Source organism: Thermogemmatispora sp. (assembly GCF_042408735.1).
Taxonomy (GTDB): domain Bacteria; phylum Chloroflexota; class Ktedonobacteria; order Ktedonobacterales; family Ktedonobacteraceae; genus Thermogemmatispora.
The window spans coordinates 1-19,913 of record NZ_JBHOQV010000130.1 but is presented as its reverse complement, the minus strand read 5'-3'; the positions used below and the strand labels follow the sequence as shown (position 1 = coordinate 19,913).

Genomic DNA, 19,913 nt, shown 5'->3' with positions numbered 1-19,913 from the left:
TTTGCTCATGAGCAGCCAGTACCCTCAAGGCAGAGCCGGTTCTCCAGATGCGCGCAGGCAACAGTTTGTGGTGATGAACCTCCTCTTGCGCGCTGTTGCCGCTATGTATACAATCGATGAACTCTTCCAGTGGCTCTGTTATGCCTTTATCGAGCACTTTCAGACGGAGTTGATCGAGTTTTGGACACCGCTCCTGACACCGGCCCGCACGTCCGTGCTCCATCTGCGCACGATGCTTCCCCGCGATCCCTCTCTGCCAGAGCAGATTACCTATAATGAGCAGATGCTGCTGATCGCTCAGCGCTTCGCCTTTGAGCAGCGGCCCATTCAGACCTTTGCTATTGAGGCCCTCTTTCCTCCGCCGCAGGTGAGCTTGCTGCATCAGTATGCCTGCCATTACTGTCTCGGCGGTTTCATGAGCAGCCCTGTCTTGCTCCCTCCTCCGCCTGCCACTCCAGGACCCCAGGAGCCGCTGCCTTTCGCCCTGACCTATCTGTTCTTCGTGGGCTACCCGCCCCAGGCTGACCTGCAACAGGCCATCACGACCTTGCTGCGCCAGACCATCGGCCTGGCCACTCAGCGCGGCCTGCTTCTCCCCCTGCCGACGGGGACCTCAGCCGCTCCTGGACCTGGGCCGGGACCGGCGACGATGGTGCCAGGTATGGCAGGATCTCCAGCTTTTGCCCGCACTCCAGGCCCAGGCCGCCAATCGCAGCCGGTGCCTCTGACAGCCCTGATTCCCCGGCGGAAGGAGGATGCCGAATTGTTGACTTCTGAGAATCCTTTCGCGCGCTCGGCAGCTATCGGCGACAAGCGGGCCCGCCGCCTTCATGCCGCCATCGATGGGATCCAGAGCATCGCCGAGCTGGCCCAGAGCACGGGGATGGAGCTGGCCGATGTCCTGGCTGCCCTGCAGGTCCTGGTGAAAATGCGGCGTGTGGAACTGGTTGATCCCAACGGGCGCCCTGTTAGCGCTGAACGGCTCTTCGAGCCTTGAGTCGACCGGCGAATCAATCGCGACGCCCACTCCGCTGCCGCGCAGAGACGGTCCTCGCCTGGTCCGACTGCACTCTTTCTGGTTCTGGCTATTTCCTGGTTTCTTCTAGCTCTCGCTCGCTAGGAAGGAGGCAAACGTGGGTTTCAGTTGGATGCCCATCGTGCTGGCAATTATTCTGATCGCAATTACGCTCTTTGTGACCCTGCGCGTGGCGGTCGCCTATCCCCAGGTGCGCAGCACACGCCTGCTGATGTTGGGAATCTCGATGGGGATGATCGCGCTTACTGGCCTGGCCGATTTGCTGTCGATGCTGGTGACGAGCGTGACGCTCCATACCGACTGGTTCCTTTACCTGGGCCAGGCTTGCGCCTATCTCTTTATTTTGCTGAGTCTGCTCAATAATTCGGACGAGTATCTAAACGCCCTGCTGCGCCTGCAGATTATTTGCTCGCTGGCGGCCTTCTGTATCGGCCTGCTCTCCCCGATCCTGCCCGATCTGCCGAATGTTGGCCTCCGCGCGACCCTAAGCGGCTCTCGCTCGCTTCTGTGCCTGGGCATTTTCTATTTGTATACCACGGCCCTGCTCAAGAAGCCGACTCGCTTCGCTTTTCTGATGGGGACGGCCTTCCTCTTCCTGGGCCTGGGCTATCTGATGATCTTCCAGAAGTATTTCTTCGTGGATTCTCTGCTGGTCGATAACATCGGCGACGGCCTACGTATCATCGGGTTGGTGGCAATGCTGCTGGCTGTCCTGGGAAGCTGAGTGAGGGTGTGTCGGGTTGCCTGGCAGCCAGCGAGCCGAAGATGAGCCAGGGAGAGTGGGGGAGTCCCTCCCTCTCACCTGGCTCTCGCGCCTGCTCTAGCCTTTGTGGCTGGCGCTCGCTACAGAGTCCTGACCGGGTTCGTGAACGTAGCTCCGGCTACTAGCCAGCCGGAGGCTTCGACGTCGTTGCCGACCCTGGCCGCGTCCCGACCGAAAGCTGCTTGCCTCCCAGACCTCTGCTGACCTTTGCCGATGCCATATTCCAATCCAGTTCCCCCCGCATCCGCGAGAATGCCTTCGTCCTTCTCAGATCCTCTCGCGCCCAGTCCCGCCATTGGAACAGGTCTGTGATGCGCCTTTCGGATCTACGAAGACGAAGGGGCGCCCGGCCATGCGGCCTTGAGGCCGACCATCGCTGTGAACGTACCCTTTTCGGCATCGGGAACCGACTTGTTTCCGCCCTGCTTTGTTCATAGTCAGGGTTTTAACCGTACCTTCGCTGCTGTGGCGCAGGGACGGTTTTCCCCTCCCTGAAGGCCGGGATAGCCCGGCCGTTCACCGCCCTGCACACAGCGGAAGAGGCTGTCATAAGCAGGCTTGGGATGCAGGATCACGTCTTTGGAGCACATGAGAAGCATGCTGCTGAGAGGGCCTCTCTCCACTCCGTGGGGCGTTCCGCTTGCCAGAGAGCAGGCGTAGCTGGCGCAGGCAAGATCGCCAGGCAATGGATCGCAGACTCCTCCCTGACTGGGCAGGGAAAAGCTGGTCTGAGCGGCTCAGCCTACAATTCCAGGTGGCCGCTGGTATGTCCTTCACTCAGCAGCAAGGCAGATCTGGCCCGGGTGAAGGCCAGCGAGAGCCGAAAGCCGCCAGGGCGGTCCAATCGGGCCTGGCCAGCTTTGCGCTGCCCACCTAGTCGGAGTAAGCCAGGGGCAAAGCGAACCAGAAGGTCGCTCCCTGGCCAGGTTTGCTCTCCAACCCCACCTGCCCGCCGTGAAGCTGGATGATGGTCCGACAGATGTGCAGGCCCAGCCCTAGCCCAACGGGCGAGCCTTCCTGAACGGGGATACCGGGCGCGCGATAGAAGCGCTCCCAGATGCGCTGCTGCAGCTCAGGCGGCACGCCCGGCCCCTCGTCACGTACCAACACCCGAGCCTGCTGGCCTTCCACGAGGAGGCGCACCTCAATGGGGCGCTCAGGAGGCGCATAGCGAATGGCGTTGAGCAGATAATTAGTCAGCACCTGACCGATGCGGACGGCATCGACCTCGACCACGACCTCCCCGGCGCTCTCGATACTGAGGCGGAGGTCGCGTCCAGGGTGCACCTGTTGCTGACTCTGTACCACCTCACGTACGATCGCCGCCAGATCACAGCGCCGACGGACCAACTGTAAGGTCTCTGACTGGATGCGCGAGAAATCCAGGAGGTCCCCAACGAGACGATCCAGCAGATCGACCTGGGCGATCGAGCGGTCAAGCAGCTCGGGAATGCTGGCCAGGCGCTGGAGCACAGGCTGCACCTGGAGCGGGGACTGCCTGGTCGGGCCGCTGCCAGCCGCGCCGCCCAGATCGCGACCAAGGACGCTGGCTTTTTGCAGGAGCCGCTTGATCAGTTGGGCATTGGCCTTAAGGACGGTCAGCGGGGCCCGCAGCTCATGGCTGGCGAAGCTGATGAATTCATCCATGCGGCGGTTGGCCTCGCGCAGGGCCAGCACACTGGCTCGCGCCTCGGCTCGCTCTTCTAGCAAATGCTCGCGTTCGAGGACGAGGGTGGCCATCCGGGCCACGGCTGCCGCCAGGGCCAGCTCGTCAGGGCTGTAGCTGTGCTCTTCAGGCCCGTAGTCGACGCTCAGGAGACCTATGAGCCGCTCTCGCAGGCACATGGGGATGACGAGTAAGGCCCGCAGAGGGTAGCTGCGGACCTGGCGGCGCAGGTGCTCAAATTCAGGGGCTGCGAGGTCGATGAGCAGGCTTTCCCCGGCACGCAGCCGTTCCAGCAGGGGGGCGCTCAGAAAGGCGCCCAGCGGCACCCCAAGCACGATCTCTTGCCAGAGTCGCTCTTGCTGGGGAGTGACCCCTGTGACGGCGACGTGCTGGATGCGCTCGGTTCCACGCTCCAGTCCGAGCATGGCCACCCGCCGACAGCCAAGCACCTGGCGCGTTAGCTCCCCCAGACGCAGCATGACCAGACGTGTCTGGCCTTCACCGCTCTGCTGTTCCCCCTGGGCCTGGAGGGGCAGCGGCTCTTCGCCGGGCTGGACGAGGGCCTCAGCCATGGCCAGCAAAGCTTCCAGAGCCCTGTGAGCGCGCTGCTCCAGCCGCCGCCGCGCAGTAACCTCACGTCCGATGATGACCGCCCCAATGATCTGGCCGCGACTGCCGCGCACGGGTGCGCCGCTGAAGCTGAAGATGGCTTCTTCACCTCCAGCAAGCTTGATCTTGATATCAACCGCCTGCTCCCCAGCGATGGCCTGCCCCTCCTGGAGAATGCGCTTGAGCGGCGCAGAGGTGGGGGCCTCGCTGAGTAGCAGCTCCTCGACCGCCTCAACTGTCTCCCCTACCCGAGGCTGGCCTTCCTCGCCGGCCGCGCTCAGAGCCGCCAGTCGGGCATGATCAGGCTGCAAGAGGGGCAGCAGCCGACGGGCCACAGCGTTGAGATAGACCAGACGCCCGCGATGATCGTAGAGCAGTACACTGTCGCCACTGGCCTCTAAGACAGCCCGCAGCCGACGACGATAAAGCTCAAGCTCATGCCGCAAGACGGCTTCGTCCGTGCACGAGTCGAGCCGAGCAAGCAGCGAACGTAGATGCTCCCGCTCCTCCGGCTCATAGTCCGGCAGGTGGCGCAGGAGATGCTGCCGCGCCTGCTCATCAGCAGCGCGGGCCTGCTCTGGATAGGCCGCGATCCAGAGATGACAGGTCTCCACAAAGGCCAGAAAAGCCTGCAGTGAGGCATAGGCGCCGGGTACCAGCAGACGCCGCAGTTCCTGCCGGGCCTGCTCGCTCTGCTCGCCCGGCAAGAGCAAAGCCGCGGCGGCCCAGAGCAGGGCCTGCTCCAGGGCAGTGGCCGGCTCGGGCCAGTGCTGCAATGGCTCGGGCTGAGCAGCCAGCAGCGCAAGCTGGGCCGCGCGCTCCTCATCGCTGACAGGCTCTCGCAAGAGCGCAGCGATGGTCGTGACCCTCTGCCCCTGATGAAGGAGCCAGGCCAGAAGATAGTGCAGACAGTGGGGCACAGGCCGCTGGTAGGTCAGAAGCGTAAAGAGCCGGGCGCGAAAGGGCGCGGGCAAAAGACTGGTGGCGCTCATAGCCTGCTCTTGCTGCCTGAGCTGCTGGAACTGCACCGGGTCAGCCTGGGCAGCGGCCAGATAGGGAGGGAGCAACTTCAATGAGTCCGTGCTTGCACTGCTAAACGATTCGCTGCTCTGCATGGATCACCAACGTAGCGGATGGCGCAGATCTGACAGCGAGAAGGCCAGGCCGCCGGCCTTCCCGTTCTTTCTCACTATAGTAGAGGGATACAAGTCGAGGAACAAATGTGGAAAGCATCGCAACCTCGCCAGCCTCCCCGCACGCCATCCGCTCAGCCTCGGCCTCAGCCCTGGCAATCAGACGGAGTGAGGCTTGCAGGGTGGCGTCTGCTTTGCAACAGGTTCCTCTCGGCCTCACTTCTATCCATCAGCTTGCTGGCCACCCTCTCGAGAGAAAGGCCCAACCAGCAAGTAATCTCGTCAGCTTTTTTAGCGATCCGTCGACCGCCCAGCAGGGAACAGATCGACCGATCAAGCAGGCGATAAACTAACTAACGTTCAACCGGTTACCGGTCACGGAAAGCGAGGCACAGAGGGAGAAGGATAGGGCCAGCTCCGGGCAACGGTCGCTCAAGCGGGGGGCGAGTGCGCCGGTTTTCGTCGGGAGCCGACGTTTTAGCCCTCCAGGCCGGAGGCCTCCGGCCTGCAGCGGTCGCACCGATTCTCAAAGCAATCACCTTTTTTACAGCAGGAACCGCCAATCATATAAACCACTTGACATCTCTGCATCGAGTGTGTAAACTCAACCTCAAACACTCGTGACTGCCTCTGTGCCATATCTCTAGTCTACCTGCTCTGCTCTCAACAATCAAGCATGAGCAGGGAGGGGGTTACATGGCGCTCAAAGCAAGGAGAGCGCTGGCCAGCCAGGTGCGTCAGCGGCTGCGCATCCTGATCAGCACGGGCATCTATCCCCCTGGCTCCCGCCTCCCGAACGAAGGAGAGCTGGCCGAGGCCCTGGGCGTCAGCCGCACAACGTTGCGCGAGGCGTTGCAGGGACTGGCCGAAGAAGGGCTAATTCTGCGCCGGCATGGTCATGGAACCTTTGTCAACCAGTATCCGCAGCAACTGACAACCAGCTTTGATCGCAACTTCAGCATCGGCGACCTGATCCGCGCGGGGGGACATAGGTCCACCACGCGCGATATCGTCATTCAGACAAGGCCAGCCCAGTCCTATGTGGCGACACGGCTCTCCCTGCTGCCCGAGGACGAGGTGCTGGTGATCGAGCGCGTCTTCCTGGCCGATCAGCGGCCTGTGGCCTTCTCGGTGGATTGTCTACCGGCGATCCTCCTGGCAGAGGCCAACTATGAATTGACCGATCTCTATGGCGACTCGCTCCACGCCTTTCTCGCCCAGCGGCTCGGCCTGACCGTCCACCACGGTATCGCCCAGCTTCGGCCCTTGTTGGCCGAAAGCTGGTTGGCGCAGAAGCTCGATCTCTCCTCGGGTACCCCTCTGCTCTATCTGGAGCAAGTCGACTACACGCTGGAACAGCGGCCCGTGCTCTTCTCGCAAGCCTACCACGTCGCCGATGCCCTGGAGTTTATCGTCTACCGCCGAGGACCAGGCGAGCGCTGATCAAAATGGCCCGGCCTAAGTCCTGGCCCGGGCGCCGAACGGGGGAGGGGCCGCGAGGGATCCCAGGCTGACGAGGGTGACCCCATGTTCCCACCGACTCGTTCCCTCGCCACAATGGTATATAATAGGGGTTGTGAGCGCGGCGCGAGCAGCGCCGCTTGCTCGATCACGCCTGGAGCTTGCAAGCATGAGTACATCCGCGTCCTCCTTTACCAGGTACCGGGTCGCCGCTATCCAGTATGCACCACAGCCGGGCCAGAAGGAGCAGAATATCGGCGACCTGTTGCGTCTCGTCGAGGAGGCCGCCCGTCACGACGCGCGCCTGATCGTGTTGCCCGAGCTGGCCACGACCGGCTACTGCTGGGAGTCGCGCGAGGAAATCGCCCCCTACGTCGAGCCTGTCCCCGGTCCCACCTGCACGCGCTTCGCCGAGCTGGCCGCCGCCTATGGCTGCTACATCGCCCTCAGCCTGGCCGAAGTCGATCCCGAAACCGATGTCTACTATAATACGACGGCTCTCCTTGGACCCCAGGGCCTGCTCGGCAAGTACCGCAAGCTGCATTCGTACATCGCCGAGCCTCGTTGGGCCCGCGATGGCGATCTGGGCCTGCCGGTCTGGGAGACCCCCTTTGGACGCCTGGCGATCCTGGTATGCATGGATGCGATGTATTTCGAGGCCGCGCGTCTGGCCGCGCTGCGCGGGGCCGAGGTCCTTCTCTTCCCCTGCGGCTGGCTGGATGAAAAGTGCCCCAGCAGTTGGTGGATGCTGCGCGCTTTCGAAAACGGCCTCTATCTGATCGCCGCTAACCGCTACGGGCGTGAGCGCGGGGTGCAGTTCAGTGGCGGGAGCTGCATCTTGAACCCCGATGGCTCGATCCAGGCTTACCGCGACGATGGCGAGGGGATCGTCTACGGCGAGGTCGATCTGGAGCGCTGCCGCACGAAGAGCTGGGGGCCCGCCGGCGAAGAGCCGTTGGGCGATCGGCTGGCGGACCGCCGCCCGCGCGAGTACGTCTCGCTGGTGCATAATACCTACCTCTGGGAGCCGCTGCGCTTCCACGGCCTCTATCACACCCATGAGCTGCCCCCCGGTCAGCTCTCCTGCGCCGCTTTTGTGCAGTTTGAACTGCGCGAGCTGCTCTCTCCGCCCGACGAGCAGCCAGGAACTACCGCCCCCTCAAGCGCAAGCGAGGCGCGCCTGGAGCGTCTGAGGTCGGTGGTGCGCTCGCTCCTGCGCGTCCACGAGCCTGCTTATCCCGATGTGCTGGTTCTGCCGGAGCTGACATTGCCGGGGCCATCCGATCCCACTCATCCCGATTTTGCCGCCCGCATGCGGGCCGGCGCCATCCGCGTGCCCGGTCCCGAGACCGAGGCTCTGGTGGCCCTGGCTACCGAGTTCCAGCTTAGCATTGTCCTGGGGGTCGCTGAATGCACATATATTGATGGAAAGGCCGAGCCGGCATATTACAATACGGTGCTGCTGCTCGATCCCGAGGGAGTTCACGGGGTCTATCGCAAGCTGCACCTGACGCGCGCCGACCGGCGTTGGGCCACGCCGGGCGATCTCGGCCTGCCGACCTTCGATAGCCCGGTGGGGCGCATTGGTCTGGCGACGGGCTATGATGTGCTCTTCCCGGAGACGCTGCGCGTGCTGGCCGGCAAGGGCTGCGACCTGGTCTGCGCTCCGACGCTGCTCAATTTCCCCCACCCCATCGGCTTAGGTCCGACGGCGGTCCCCTTTGGCCCCCACGTGGCGCCCGAGGGCTACGATCCCTTGCACTACCTGCCCTGGCGCATCCGAGCCGCTGAGCATCATGTCTACCTGACAATTGCTAACTGGAGCGGCGAGGCCAACGGGGTGCGCGCCAATGGCTTCAGCGGCATCTTCTCGCCTTCTTGCGCCAGCTATCCCTGGCGCGAGGTGATCGCCGAGGAAGGCGAGTCGACCCTGATGCTGATGACGATCGACACCCGCGAGCAACGCACTGGCCGGCGCTCGACAACGCTCTCGCCGACCTACGCGCCCGGCGATGTAGCCGGCTCCCTGACCGGCGAGCTAGCCTACGATATCCGCGAGACGATCCCGGGCAACGTGGTCCGGGCCAAACCATTGTTGCGCAAGCGCCAGCCTCTGTGGTACCTGGACCTGGTCCGGCCCTCTTCTGGCGTGGTCTCTTCTGCCCCGGCTCACTCGCCCGCCACGCCAGCCGCGCGCTGAGACCACGCGAGCCAGTGAGGCCGGGCATCTTCGGTCCCTGGGCGATTCTGCCTTTTTGTTCGCTCTGCGGCGCGTCCAGCAGTTCGGTCGGATACTAGCCAGCCGCGCCTCACTGCTGGCGTGCCGTTTCGCTTGCAGGCATCGATCTGAGTAATCGCTGCTACCTGTATCTGCTTGATTCTCCGGTTACACGTGATGAATAATCTAGCTTTGTTCGCTCAGTTTCAGCGCCGTCTGAGCGCCGCTGGCGGCGTGGCCCAGTGGGCCGAGGATCTGGCCCAGGCCGCTGAGTTCATCGCAACCCATCCCGCGCTCTCTGAACAGCGCCTGATTATTCCGCCCGCCTTCGCAGCCCGCCAGCCCTGGGGAACCATCCTGTCGCTCTTGCGGGAGCGCGGCATCCATCTGGAAGAGGCCGGCAGGCCCGAGGAGGTCGCCGATGCCCCCGCCGGCCTCTCCAGCGCCGCGTTGGCGATCGCCGAGACCGGCTCGGTCTTGCTGGCCGACAATGCCCTGGCGGCGCGCATTGTGGGTATGCTGACGCTGACCCATTTCGTCCTCGTCTCCGCCGGACAGTTGGTTCCGCGGCTCGACGAGGCAGCTGCTCTGCTCCAGCGATTGACCCGTGCCGGTCCTCAGCAGGAGCACTATATTTCTCTGGTCACCGGTCCAAGCCGCACCGCCGATATCGAACGTACCCTGACGATCGGCGTTCAGGGGCCGCGAGACCTCTGCGTGATCGTCGTCGCTTCGCCCACAAGTGAGCTTTCTCCTTCTACCCATCAGCAAGCAAAGGACGAGTACGATGAGCCATCAGGAGCATAGACAGGCGCAGACCTTCGACCCTCAGACGAGCGGAGCAGGAGCTGTCCCCGTGGTCCACGACATGCCTCCTTTCGCGGAACGCCTTCAGCGGGGCCTGGAGGATGAGAACATGCACCGCGCACTGGAGCGCTTCACGCCGAGCTGGCGCCAGTCGCGTCAGGCGCTCTTCGAGGTCGCGGCAGAGGAATACGGCTCCGACTACAGCTTTGCCCATCTGCGTCAACGCCTGCGGGCCGCCAAGGACGAGGCGATTGCTCGCCAGGAGGAGCTGGTGGCCCTCTTCAAGGAGCGGGCTACAGCCGCCGGCGCTGTGGTCTATGAGGCCCGCACCGCCGAAGATGCCAGCCGCTATGTGTACGAGCTTTGCCAGCGCAAGGGCATCAGGCTGGTAGTCAAATCGAAGACGATGGTCAGCGAGGAGATCGAGCTGAACCACTATTTGGAGGAGCGCGGCATTAAGGCGGTCGAGACCGACCTGGGCGAATGGGTGGCACAGCTCGCTCATGAGCGACCCTCGCATATGGTGATGCCAATCATTCACAAGACTCGCCAACAGGTCGGCGAGGTGCTCAGCCGGGCGACCGGGCGCGAGATTTCGCGCGAGAATGTGGCCGAACAGGTGGCCGTGATCCGCCGCGAGCACCGTCAGGCCTTCTTGACTGCCGGTATGGGCATCAGCGGGGCCAATGCGCTGATCGCCGAGAGCGGCACGGTGATGCTCAATACCAACGAAGGCAATGGGCGCATGGTCACCTCGCTCCCGCCGGTGCATGTGGTGCTGGCCGGCTACGATAAGTTGCTGCCCACCTTTGCCGATGCAATCACCCAGATCCGCCTGCTGGCCCGCAGCGCTACGGGCCAGCCTATGACCAGCTACACGACCTTTATCACGGGACCGGACCGGCCCGGTAAGGAGGTCCACATTGTTCTGCTGGACAATGGGCGCAGCGTCATGCGGGCCGACCCCCGCTTTAAGGAGGCCCTGCGCTGCATCCGTTGCGCCGCTTGCGCCAATATCTGCCCTCCCTATCAGCAGGTGGGCGGCCATGCCTTTGGCTACATCTACAGCGGCGCCATTGGTCTGGTTGTGACGCCCTTCCATCATGGCCTGGAGGCCGCCGCTGGTCCGCAGAGCCTCTGTGTGAGCTGCAACGCCTGCGAGACCGTCTGTCCCGTGGAAATTCCTCTGCCTTCCCTCATCCTGGACGTACGCAGCCGGGTGGTCGCCAGCGAGGGCCTGCCCTGGCTCAAGCGCCTGATCTTCGGGGTATTGGCCCGCCCTCGCCTCTTCGATCTGCTGACGCGCCTGGCCGCCCTCGGTCAGTGGCCGGCTACGCTGGGTACTCCCTACGTGCGCTATCGCCACCTGCGCCCCTTCTCCAGCCTGCCTGGTCTGAGTGCGCTGGCCAGGCTGACGCGCTGGCGTAGCCTGCCAGCCTTTGCGCTCCGTCCTCTGCGCGATCGCGTCGGCCAGCGCGCCGATCTGGCCGCTGCCCGCCACCAGCGTCGTCCAGACCAAATTACCGTCTGCTACTTCGCAGGCTGCATGACCGATCGCCTCTACCCCGAGATGGGGCAGGCCGTGATTCGCATTCTGGAGAGCAGCGGCCTGCGGGTCGTCTTTCCACGCGCGCAGCACTGCTGCGGCCTGCCAGCCCTCAATTCGGGCGACCGTCTTCACGGCCTGGCCATGGCCAAGCAGACCGTGCGTGCCCTGGAGCGCGCTCTCGACGAGAGCGGGGCGGACTATATTGTCTGCGCCTCGACAAGCTGCGTCGTCACCCTCATCCAGGACTATCAGCGCCTCTTTGAGGATCTGCAGCTCCAGAGCTGGCTCAACCGCACCAGGGCTTTGGCCGGGCGGATCATGGATTTTACGAGCTTCCTGCTGCGGGTGCTGGTGGCCCAAGAGCGCTTGCCCAGACTGCACCGTCCCGCGCCCGACGCGGTTCCCGTCGTGACCTACCATGATTCCTGTCAGTCGTGCAACTGCCTGGGTCTGCGCACGGAGGCCCGCCAGATTATTCGCGACGTGCTCGGCCTGGAGCTGCGCGAGATGAGGGACTCCGACGTCTGCTGCGGCTTCGGTGGCTCAACCTCGATCGAGCACCCGGAGGTAGCGGAGCGCCTGCTGGCGCGCAAACTGAGCCACGCCGAGGAGACCGGGGCAAGGCTGCTGGTCTCCGATAATCCCGGCTGCCTGATGCACCTGCGCGGCGGGGTCGACGCTCATGGCAAATCGCTGCGCGTCCTGCATCTGGCCCAACTGGTAGCGGAGTACCTCCCCTGATCCCCCCGGCAAGAGGGAAGTCACCCAGGCTAAGCCAGGCCAGGCCAGAGCCTTCCCAGGAGAGACGGATCCGCCTCCTGCCGGTGGGCCTGGCCTGACGCTCCGCCTACAATTGCATTATAACGAACCGCAGAGTATACTGTTAATGCGCCAGGACGAGAGCGCTGTTCCCGCCAGGAAGCCGGCTCTTCTCTCGCTGGCGTCCCAACTATTTTTCAGCGAAATTGGAGCGCAACGTCTGGCCAGACTGGCGTTGTGGGAAAGGCGGTCAGCCGTGAGCTGTATCTACTGCGAGATGATCAGCGGGAAAGTGGAGGCCAACTTTGTTTATCAGAGCGATGAGGTGGTGGCCTTTCTGAGCGAGGAGCAGCCGAATCCCTACAAGGTGGTGGTCGCGCCGCGCAAGCATATCGAGACCATCTATGATCTAGACGACGAGCTTGCCGCTCGCATCTTTCAGGCTACCGTGCACGTAGCCCGCGCGATTCGCCGGGCCAGCAACTGCCCCGGGCTGAGCCTGGTTCAGGCCAACGGCCATGCCGCTCAGCAGCTTGTACGCCATTTCCACCTTCACCTGCTGCCTCGCTTCCCTCACGATAGCGCCCTGGGACGTGTCTTTCTCCGCTGGGAGGGCTGTCCGGCTGAGCGCGATGAGCTAGAGCGCCTGGCGGCAGACCTCCACGCCCAGCTCTCTCCTCAGTAGCGTCCCCCCTGGCAACCGCGGCTGAGCAAGCGGAGCAAGCCCCCACCAGCCCGGCTATCTGTCGATCTGGAGCTGGTCAGGCTCAACCACGTCTCCCTCCTTCTTGTATAGCTCTACAAGGACTTCCGTGGCCGTGAAGTGCATGCCCTCCTCCTTTCTTCTTCCCATTATCTTCTTCCCATAATTGGGTGTTTTTTAGATGTCAACTGGCGAAGCCGCAAAGAACTCTATCAGCTGCTCCTTTGCTGGCGCAATGCTCCCTCGTTCCCTTCGGAGAAATGCTCCACATAAATTTATCTATGATATACTATGTTCATCCCTACTCTTTACCCCGGCCTGCCACGAGCAAGCTCAAGCCTGCCACGCTCAGCAGATCGGCTGGCCAGCCGACGGCCAGGCAGGCAGGTAGTCAGCGAGCGCGCCGGAGGGCAAGACCGGAGAAAAAGGACCTAGTAAGCCAGGATGGCGGGGATAAGCGATGAGAACGGTCATCACCAGGCGTCTAACGCCCAGCTACCTTCAGCAGCTCTTTCGCGAAAGCAGCCTGGCAACGGGAGCTGCCGCACTGACTGTCTTTCTGAGCCTTCTCTGGATGGCCCTGCGACTGGGAGGCAGCCAGGTCACCGCCCTTTTCTCCGATGCCATGTACAGCCTCTGCGCCCTGGGTGCCGCCGCCCAGGCCGCTCTCACCGTCTGGCGTAGCCGTTATGGCCCCTTGCGTCTCTCTGTCCGCTACCAGTTCGCCTGGTCGCTCGTCAGCATTGCCATGCTGCTCGACGCCCTCGGCGGCTTGCTCTACTTCTATCGCGACTGGCAGGGACAGGCAAACGTCGTTCCTTCCCTGGCCGATCTGGCCTTCTTGCTCAACTATCTGCTGGTCATCAGCAGCCAGCTTCTGATCCTGAGCGGTTTCAAGCTGAACCGCACGGTGCTGCTGATTCTGTTGGACTCGCTGATCACGACGCTCTGTCTGTTGGGGGCCGTCTGGTTCTTTCTGGTCGGCCCGTCTTACACAGCCTTGCGCCAGAGCGGCTTCGATCTGGCCACTCTGGGAGTCAGCTTGAGCTACCCCATCCTCGATCTGCTGATTGTTCTCGCCAGCGCCATGCTGCTAACGCTGGCCCGCGTAGAGCGGCCTTTGCGCTCCTCACTTCTGCTGCTCATCATCGGCGCCTGCTCTTTACTGTGGGCCGATAGCTGGTACTGCTATCTGGTGCTGCACCACGCCTACGTCTCGGGGACGCCTTATGTCGATACCGGCTGGCTGCTCTTTTTTGCTTCGCTGGGCTTGACCGCCTCCTGGCAATACAGGGCCCTGGCCCAGCAAGCCGATCGCCAGCATCGCCAGGTTCCTGAGATCGGCCATGTTCTGGAGGAGACCAGCCAGGGCCTGGGCGACGAGGGGTCTCTGGTGAGCGACTACCCCTCCGACCAGGTGCTCTTCTTCCAGAGCCTGCTGATCTATCTGCCGTTCACTATCGAGATCGTGCTGACGCTCTATTCCAGCTTGATCCACGACAGCATCCGAGCCGCCTTTCTCGATACGCTGACGGCAGCAGTGGCTATCTGTCTCTTCCTGCGCTATCTGTTGACCGATCGCCAGAACAGCGAGCTGCTGCGCGAGCGCGAGGAGCGTCGTCAGGAGGCGGAGCGCCTGCGCGTGCTGACGGCCCAGCTCAGCGAGATTCTGGAGCTGAATCCTTTGCTGGAGCGCATTGTGAGCCTGGCCCCCACGGCCCTGGGCTGTGAGGCGGCTATGCTGCTGATCCAGGAGCAGGCTCCTTTTCCCGATATGCCGGCCAGCCTGAAGATCTATGTGGCCTCGCCCTCTGGCGAGCAGGTGATGCTCTGGCGCTTCGAGGGACAGCGCTTCGACTGCTGCGCGATTCTGCAGCCACGCGAACTAGAGGTACGCTGGTCAGCCCTGACTCCCGAGTACCTGCCCGCGGAGATGGCAGCCTGGTACGCTCAGGAGCAGGTGCAAACCAGCCTGGTGATCCCTCTCATGTACCAGGAAAAGCACCTGGCTAATCTGCTCTTCTGCAGTCGGACGGAACGCTCTTTCTCGCCCGCCCAGAAGGCCACGGCGCGCGCTTTCGCTGAGCAGGCCGCCACGGCCCTCGAACACGCCTTTCTCTATCAGGAAGCTCGCGAGCAGGAGGCTTTCGCACAGGCTCTGGCCAATATCGCCACCCGCCTCAATTCGGCCATCGTCGAGCCTACCGAGATTCACCAGATCATTTGTCGCGAGGGGGCTAACGCCCTCGATGCCGATTATGTGCTTCTCTACACCCCCGATCAGCATGGCAGCCTGCTCCCCCAGGCCCTTGCGGTCAGCGCCAGCGAGCCTTCCAGCGAGCTGAGCGAGTGGCCGGTGATCTACGAACATGAGTACGAGGCGCAGGCCCTGACCTCGCCACAGCCCACGCTGATCCCGCTGAACCATTGCTACCAGCTTGATCCGCCGCTGGCGCCCGTGCCAGCGGCCCTGCCGGTCGGCGTTGGCGCTGTGGGCGCAATGTCGCTGGCAACGCATCCGCTGAGGCGCCAACGCATGCACCGTGCCCTGTCGCTGCGCGAGATGCTGGCCAGACGCTACGTACCAACAGCCATTCTGGCTCCCCTCTTCTCGCGCAATGTCGCCGTTGGTCTCCTGGTACTCGCCCGCTCCCTGCGTCCAGGCACCCAGGAGCGTCAGCCTCTGGGCCTGCCCGACCTGGCACGGGCCCAGGGCTTTGCCGAGCAGGCCGCAGTGGCTTATACCAACGCCACCCTGTACCAGCAGCTACGCACCGCGCACCAGCAGCTGCAAGAGCTGGATCAGCTCAAGGACCAGTTCATGATCACCGCTTCCCACGAGTTGCGCACTCCTTTGACGGCTGTCCAGGGCTACCTGGAGCTGCTGGCCCAGTACGATGAGGCTCTCTCGCCTGAGCAGCGTCACGAGTTTCTGCATAAGACGCGCCTGGCCTGCGATGAGCTGGTCCTTCTGCTCAACAACGTGATGGATGCCAGCCGTCTGGAGGTTGATGCAGGCATTCGTCCGGCCCATATTGAGACGGTGGCTGTTGAAGACATCGTGCAAAGCGTGGTCGATATGATGGAGCCGCAGCTGACCCAGGAGGAGCGCCTCGTCTACCTGGATATCCCTCCCGATCTGGCCGTGCAGGCCGATCCGGTGCGCCTGCGCCAGATCTTGCGCAACCTGGCCATGAACGCGCTCAAGTATTCGCCGCCCGCGACACCGATTACTTTTCGCGCCCGCGCCTCGCTGGATAGCAGTTCGCTGCGGCCCTGCGTCTTGATCAGCGTCAGCGATCGTGGCAAGGGGATCCGCCCAGAAGATCAGCCGAAGCTATTTCAGCGCTTTGTGCGCCTGGAGAGCGACGTTAATAGCCCGGTACGCGGCTCGGGCCTGGGCCTCTACATCTCGCGCCGTCTGGTAGAGGCGATGAAGGGGAAAATCTGGGTGGAAAGTAGCGGCGTGCCGGGCGAGGGAGCGACCTTCACGATTGAGCTGCCACTGACAAGCAATGGACTGAACTAGCCAGCTCAGGAGCATGCAGGCTCTCCTGACAGCCTGCCCCTGTCTTCTCCTGCCCCCCGCCCCGTCTCTCATCCTGCTGATCCGTTTGTTCGCTTGTCTGGCAAGGGCGAGATCAGAGGGGAGGCGCCTCGCCTGCTCGGGCCTGACGCACCGAAGCCCGGCCAGCCAAAGCGGGCCAGAGTCGTGGGCCTTGGGAGGCCTGGGCAGGCAGCGCAGAGCAGACAGGCCAGCGAGCGAGCGCAGAAGGATCCTGGAACATTCCCTTCCTTTCTGCCTTGTCTCAACTAGTCGAGCCGGCGCTCTTTGCGCTTCTGTGCCCCACCCGCCCGCGCCAGCCTCACGCGCCCATTTACTTTTTCTGCTCTTCCTTGGCAGCCGTCGCCTCCGCCTGCTTCTTCACCAGAGGCGGCACATGCTGCTCGCAGAAGCGGAAGGTCCGCCCCCCAGAGAGCAGCTGAGCGTAGGCAGCCGGCTCGCCGCAGGTGTCGCAGCGGCCCACATGCGTTTTGACTGCTTTCATAACAAAAAAAGAGAACCTCCTTACCGCGGTCTCATGGCAGGTACAGTACAGGCGCCACTCGCCGCCCCATCTCAGCGCGAGCGAGGAGGGCCGACGTGCACCGATCTCAGAGAGGATTCGCCATCCTATATGATATCACATCAGGGCACCCTTCGCCCGGGGGCAGGACGCCCGGCCAGCCAGCCTGTCTGACCCTCAGCCTGCCTCGAATCTTGTCTTATGTAAGAGCCTTCCCATCTTCTCTAGCTCAACCGGTTGCGGAAGGACGCTGCAGCGAGAAGCATAGAGGTGCACAGCGAGCAGCTTGGGCAACAGCGGCTTCCAAAACGTGGAAGAAGGCCATCGGAGAGCGATCTGCCGGGCAGGCCCGGCCGATAGCCAGAGGAAAGCGCGCATGAAGTGGGCAGGAGTAAACTAAAGATAGTGGTGTCGGGTCACCTGTGGTGATCGTCTGGGTGCCAGCGCGCTCGTTGAGCCGGGCGCCTTCAGGACAGCGTGCCCGTGTGCTCCGAACCGGAGGCCGTTGAGCCGCGCCGCGCCGCGGTGCCCGGGGAGCCCAGGACAGGCTCCGGTTGCGCTCTGTTGCGTGCCACAGCAGGGAGTCCGTTGAGCCTGGCCCTGCCGAGGTAGCAGCGCAGAGTTCCGGTCTCGGCCCGTTGAGCCGGGCACAGCCCTGCAAGCCACGCCGACTGGCTCCGAGCCGTGCGACGATCACCACACACCACCACGGCCAGGCCCTGGTCGCGCCTGTCTCTGCCTGCCTGCCTGTTTGCTCACCCTCCTGCCTCGTCACCCTCATGACCAGGTGCAAAGCGCAGCCAGCGCTCTCTCAGCCCACCACGCCAGACCGAGCAGCGCGGCCTCCACAGGCCACTTCTCCCAGCCAGGACGGACGGGCCGCCTGATCAGGAGGCCGCATCGGCCTCTATCCCCACCTCTTCTGAAGCTGAAGCGGACGTGGAGGGCGTTGGGACGGCGGTCGGCGCCTCGCCCGGCTCGTGGACGCTAATCTCCAGGCGGCCATCGACCGCCGTCACATGGACAACCCCGGGCTTCGGAATGTTGCCCATCAGAATACGCAAACTGAGCGGAACGGTCAGCAAGCGCTCGATAGCCCGGCGCAGGGGGCGCGCCCCTTGCGTGCGGCTGAAGCCCTCTTTGCAGAGCAGATCGATGGCGCTCTCATCGGCCTGCAAGGTCAATCCTTGCTCCAGCAAACGTGAAGCCAGCTCGCTCATCTGCAGGCGCGTAATCGCCCGCGCATGCTCCTGCGTCAACGGATGGAAGATCACCACCTCGTCGATGCGACTGAGAAACTCGGGGCGGAAGGTCTGGCGCAGGCGCTCCATCAGCTGTTCGCGCTGCATCTCCTCCAGCGAGGTCTTGCTGGCGGCGCGGAAGCCGCTGGGCAGCGAGCGTCCCAGCATGTCGGTGCCCACGTTGGAGGTCATAATCCAGATGGCGTGCTGGGCGTCCACCGTGTGGCCCTGAGCATCCGTCAGGCGCCCGGCATCGAAGACCTGCAGGAAGAGATCGAAGACCTCGTGGTGGGCCTTCTCGACCTCGTCGAGCAGGACCACGCAGTGCGGACGGCGGCGCAGCTTGCCGGTAAGCTGGCCCTCCTGATCATAGCCGATATAGCCCGGCGGAGCGCCGACCATGCGCGAGACGGCGTGCTTCTCCATGTACTCCGACATATCCACGCGGATAAGATATTCGTCGGAGCCAAAGACCTCGGCAGCCAGGGCCCGCGCCAGCTCGGTTTTCCCCACCCCCGTCGGTCCCAGGAAGAGGAACACCCCCGCTGGGCGATTGCGCGGCTTCAAGCCAGCCCGCGCCACCTGAATAGCCTGGGTGACGCGCCGAATGGCCTCGTCCTGGCCGATCACGCGGGCCTTCAGACGGCTCTCGAGGTTGAGCAGACGGTCGCGCTCCTCGCGCCCGGGGGCATTGACGGGGATGCCGGTGCGCGCCGAGATCACTTCGGCCACCGTGGCCGCCGTGATGACCGGCTCCTCGCCCAGCTCGTCACGGTTATCCTGCTCGACCGATTCGTCCTCTACCCAGAAGACGCGCGCCTGCGAGCACGCCTCGTCGAGGACGCTGCAGGCCTTGTCTGGCAGGCGCAAGTTGGGCAGATACTGAACCGAGAGGTGCACTGCGGCCTGAAGGGCCTCTTCTGTGATGCTGACGTGGTGATGCTGTTCGTATAGCTCGCGCATTCCACGCAGGACCTGCAGCGCTTCCTCGGGAGCAGGCTCTTCGATGATGATCGGGCGCAGGCGACGCTCCATAGCGGCGTCCTTCTCGATCATGCGGTACTCCTGCGGCGTTGTGGCCCCGATACAGCGCAGCCGGCCGCCGGCCAGCGCCGGCTTGAGAATGCCGGCAGCGTCGATGCTGCCATCGGCGGCGCGCCCGGTGCCGATCAGCAGGTGCATCTCATCGATAAAGAGAATGATATTGCCGCTGTTCTCTGCCTCCTCCAGCACCTTGAGCAGCCGCTCCTCAAACTCGCCGCGGTACTTGGTACCGGCCACCAGCGAGCTGGCCGACAGCTCGATCAGCCGCTTGCCGCGCAGCTCCGGCGGCACGCGGCCCTCGACGATGCGCTGGGCCAGGCCACCGACGATGGTTGTCTTGCCAACGCCGGAGTCGCCGATCAGGATCGGATTGTTGCGATCCTTGAGCATCATGGTCTGCATCAGCAGGCGCAGCTCCTTCTCACGCCCAATGAGAGGGGGCAACTGCTTCAGGCTGGCCTGGCGCGTCAGGTCGCGCCCGAGGCGTTCCAGAAGCGAGTTGCTGGCCCGTGGCATTGGCTCGGCAAGGCTGAAGCCCGCAGGCATCTCCACCGCCGGGGGCTGGTGCGGCTCCGCCGAGGGGGCCAGCTCGAGCAGGGCGTGGGCCTCGCTGGCCATGATCAGCTCGATGAGCTGTTCGGGATTGATGCCGATCTGCGTTAGAAGGTTGTGGGTCACGCCGTCGCCCTCGCTGAGCACGGCCCGTGCGATGGCCCGCTCGTCGATCATGGTGGCCCCGGCGCTGAGGGCATTGCGCTCGGCGGTCAAGAGAATCTCCTTGCAGCGCCTGGTCGGCAGGATCGGCGTGTCGCTGGTGGCCTTGCCGCTGCCCAGAGCGCTGCGAATGACATCGCGCA

Annotated in this window: 11 protein-coding genes; 8 read left to right on the top strand and 3 right to left on the bottom strand. The window is 63.7% G+C overall.

The genetic code is table 11. The features are described from left to right. Window positions 1-7 precede the first annotated feature (7 nt). Window positions 8-997 (top strand): hypothetical protein, encoded by a 990-nt coding sequence (locus ACFMO7_RS13035; protein ID WP_376795918.1) that lies wholly within the window; start codon window positions 8-10, stop codon window positions 995-997. A 136-nt stretch (window positions 998-1,133) separates the two neighbouring features. Next, window positions 1,134-1,760 carry a hypothetical protein gene (locus ACFMO7_RS13030; RefSeq protein WP_376795917.1) on the top strand — a complete coding sequence of 209 codons (627 nt, stop codon included), beginning with the start codon at window positions 1,134-1,136 and terminating at the stop codon, window positions 1,758-1,760. Between the two features lie 912 nt (window positions 1,761-2,672). On the opposite strand, the gene ACFMO7_RS13025 is transcribed toward ACFMO7_RS13030, so the two are convergent. Further along, on the bottom strand, window positions 2,673-5,147 hold the full coding sequence (locus tag ACFMO7_RS13025) for an ATP-binding protein (protein ID WP_376795916.1): 2,475 nt from the start codon (window positions 5,145-5,147) through the stop codon (window positions 2,673-2,675). A gap of 756 nt (window positions 5,148-5,903) precedes the next feature. Between ACFMO7_RS13025 and ACFMO7_RS13020 the strand changes: the two genes are divergently transcribed. From ACFMO7_RS13020 to ACFMO7_RS12995, 6 genes are all read left to right on the top strand, one after another. Next, window positions 5,904-6,650 (top strand): GntR family transcriptional regulator, encoded by a 747-nt coding sequence (locus ACFMO7_RS13020; RefSeq protein ID WP_376795915.1) that lies wholly within the window; start codon window positions 5,904-5,906, stop codon window positions 6,648-6,650. A 187-nt stretch (window positions 6,651-6,837) separates the two neighbouring features. Then, complete coding sequence (locus tag ACFMO7_RS13015; protein WP_376795914.1) at window positions 6,838-8,868, top strand: nitrilase-related carbon-nitrogen hydrolase; 2,031 nt, start codon at window positions 6,838-6,840, stop codon at window positions 8,866-8,868. A gap of 195 nt (window positions 8,869-9,063) precedes the next feature. Continuing rightward, complete coding sequence (locus ACFMO7_RS13010) at window positions 9,064-9,693, top strand: lactate utilization protein C (protein ID WP_376795913.1); 630 nt, start codon at window positions 9,064-9,066, stop codon at window positions 9,691-9,693. Continuing rightward, the gene (locus tag ACFMO7_RS13005; protein ID WP_376795912.1) at window positions 9,674-11,983 is read left to right on the top strand and encodes an LUD domain-containing protein; all 2,310 of its coding nucleotides are present in this window, start codon (window positions 9,674-9,676) and stop codon (window positions 11,981-11,983) included. Before ACFMO7_RS13010 ends, ACFMO7_RS13005 begins: the two co-directional genes overlap by 20 nt. 274 nt (window positions 11,984-12,257) lie before the next feature. Further along, window positions 12,258-12,686, top strand: a complete 429-nt coding sequence (locus ACFMO7_RS13000) for an HIT family protein (protein ID WP_376795911.1) — start codon at window positions 12,258-12,260, stop codon at window positions 12,684-12,686. 478 nt (window positions 12,687-13,164) lie between these two features. Next, window positions 13,165-16,233, top strand: a complete 3,069-nt coding sequence (locus ACFMO7_RS12995) for an ATP-binding protein (RefSeq protein ID WP_376795910.1) — start codon at window positions 13,165-13,167, stop codon at window positions 16,231-16,233. Between the two features lie 349 nt (window positions 16,234-16,582). On the opposite strand, the gene ACFMO7_RS12990 is transcribed toward ACFMO7_RS12995, so the two are convergent. Both ACFMO7_RS12990 and ACFMO7_RS12985 read right to left on the bottom strand, forming a co-directional pair. Next, window positions 16,583-16,753 (bottom strand): hypothetical protein, encoded by a 171-nt coding sequence (locus ACFMO7_RS12990; protein ID WP_297165242.1) that lies wholly within the window; start codon window positions 16,751-16,753, stop codon window positions 16,583-16,585. Between the two features lie 905 nt (window positions 16,754-17,658). Continuing rightward, the coding region (locus ACFMO7_RS12985) for an ATP-dependent Clp protease ATP-binding subunit (protein WP_376795909.1) at window positions 17,659-19,913 on the bottom strand (2,255 nt) is incomplete at its 5' end.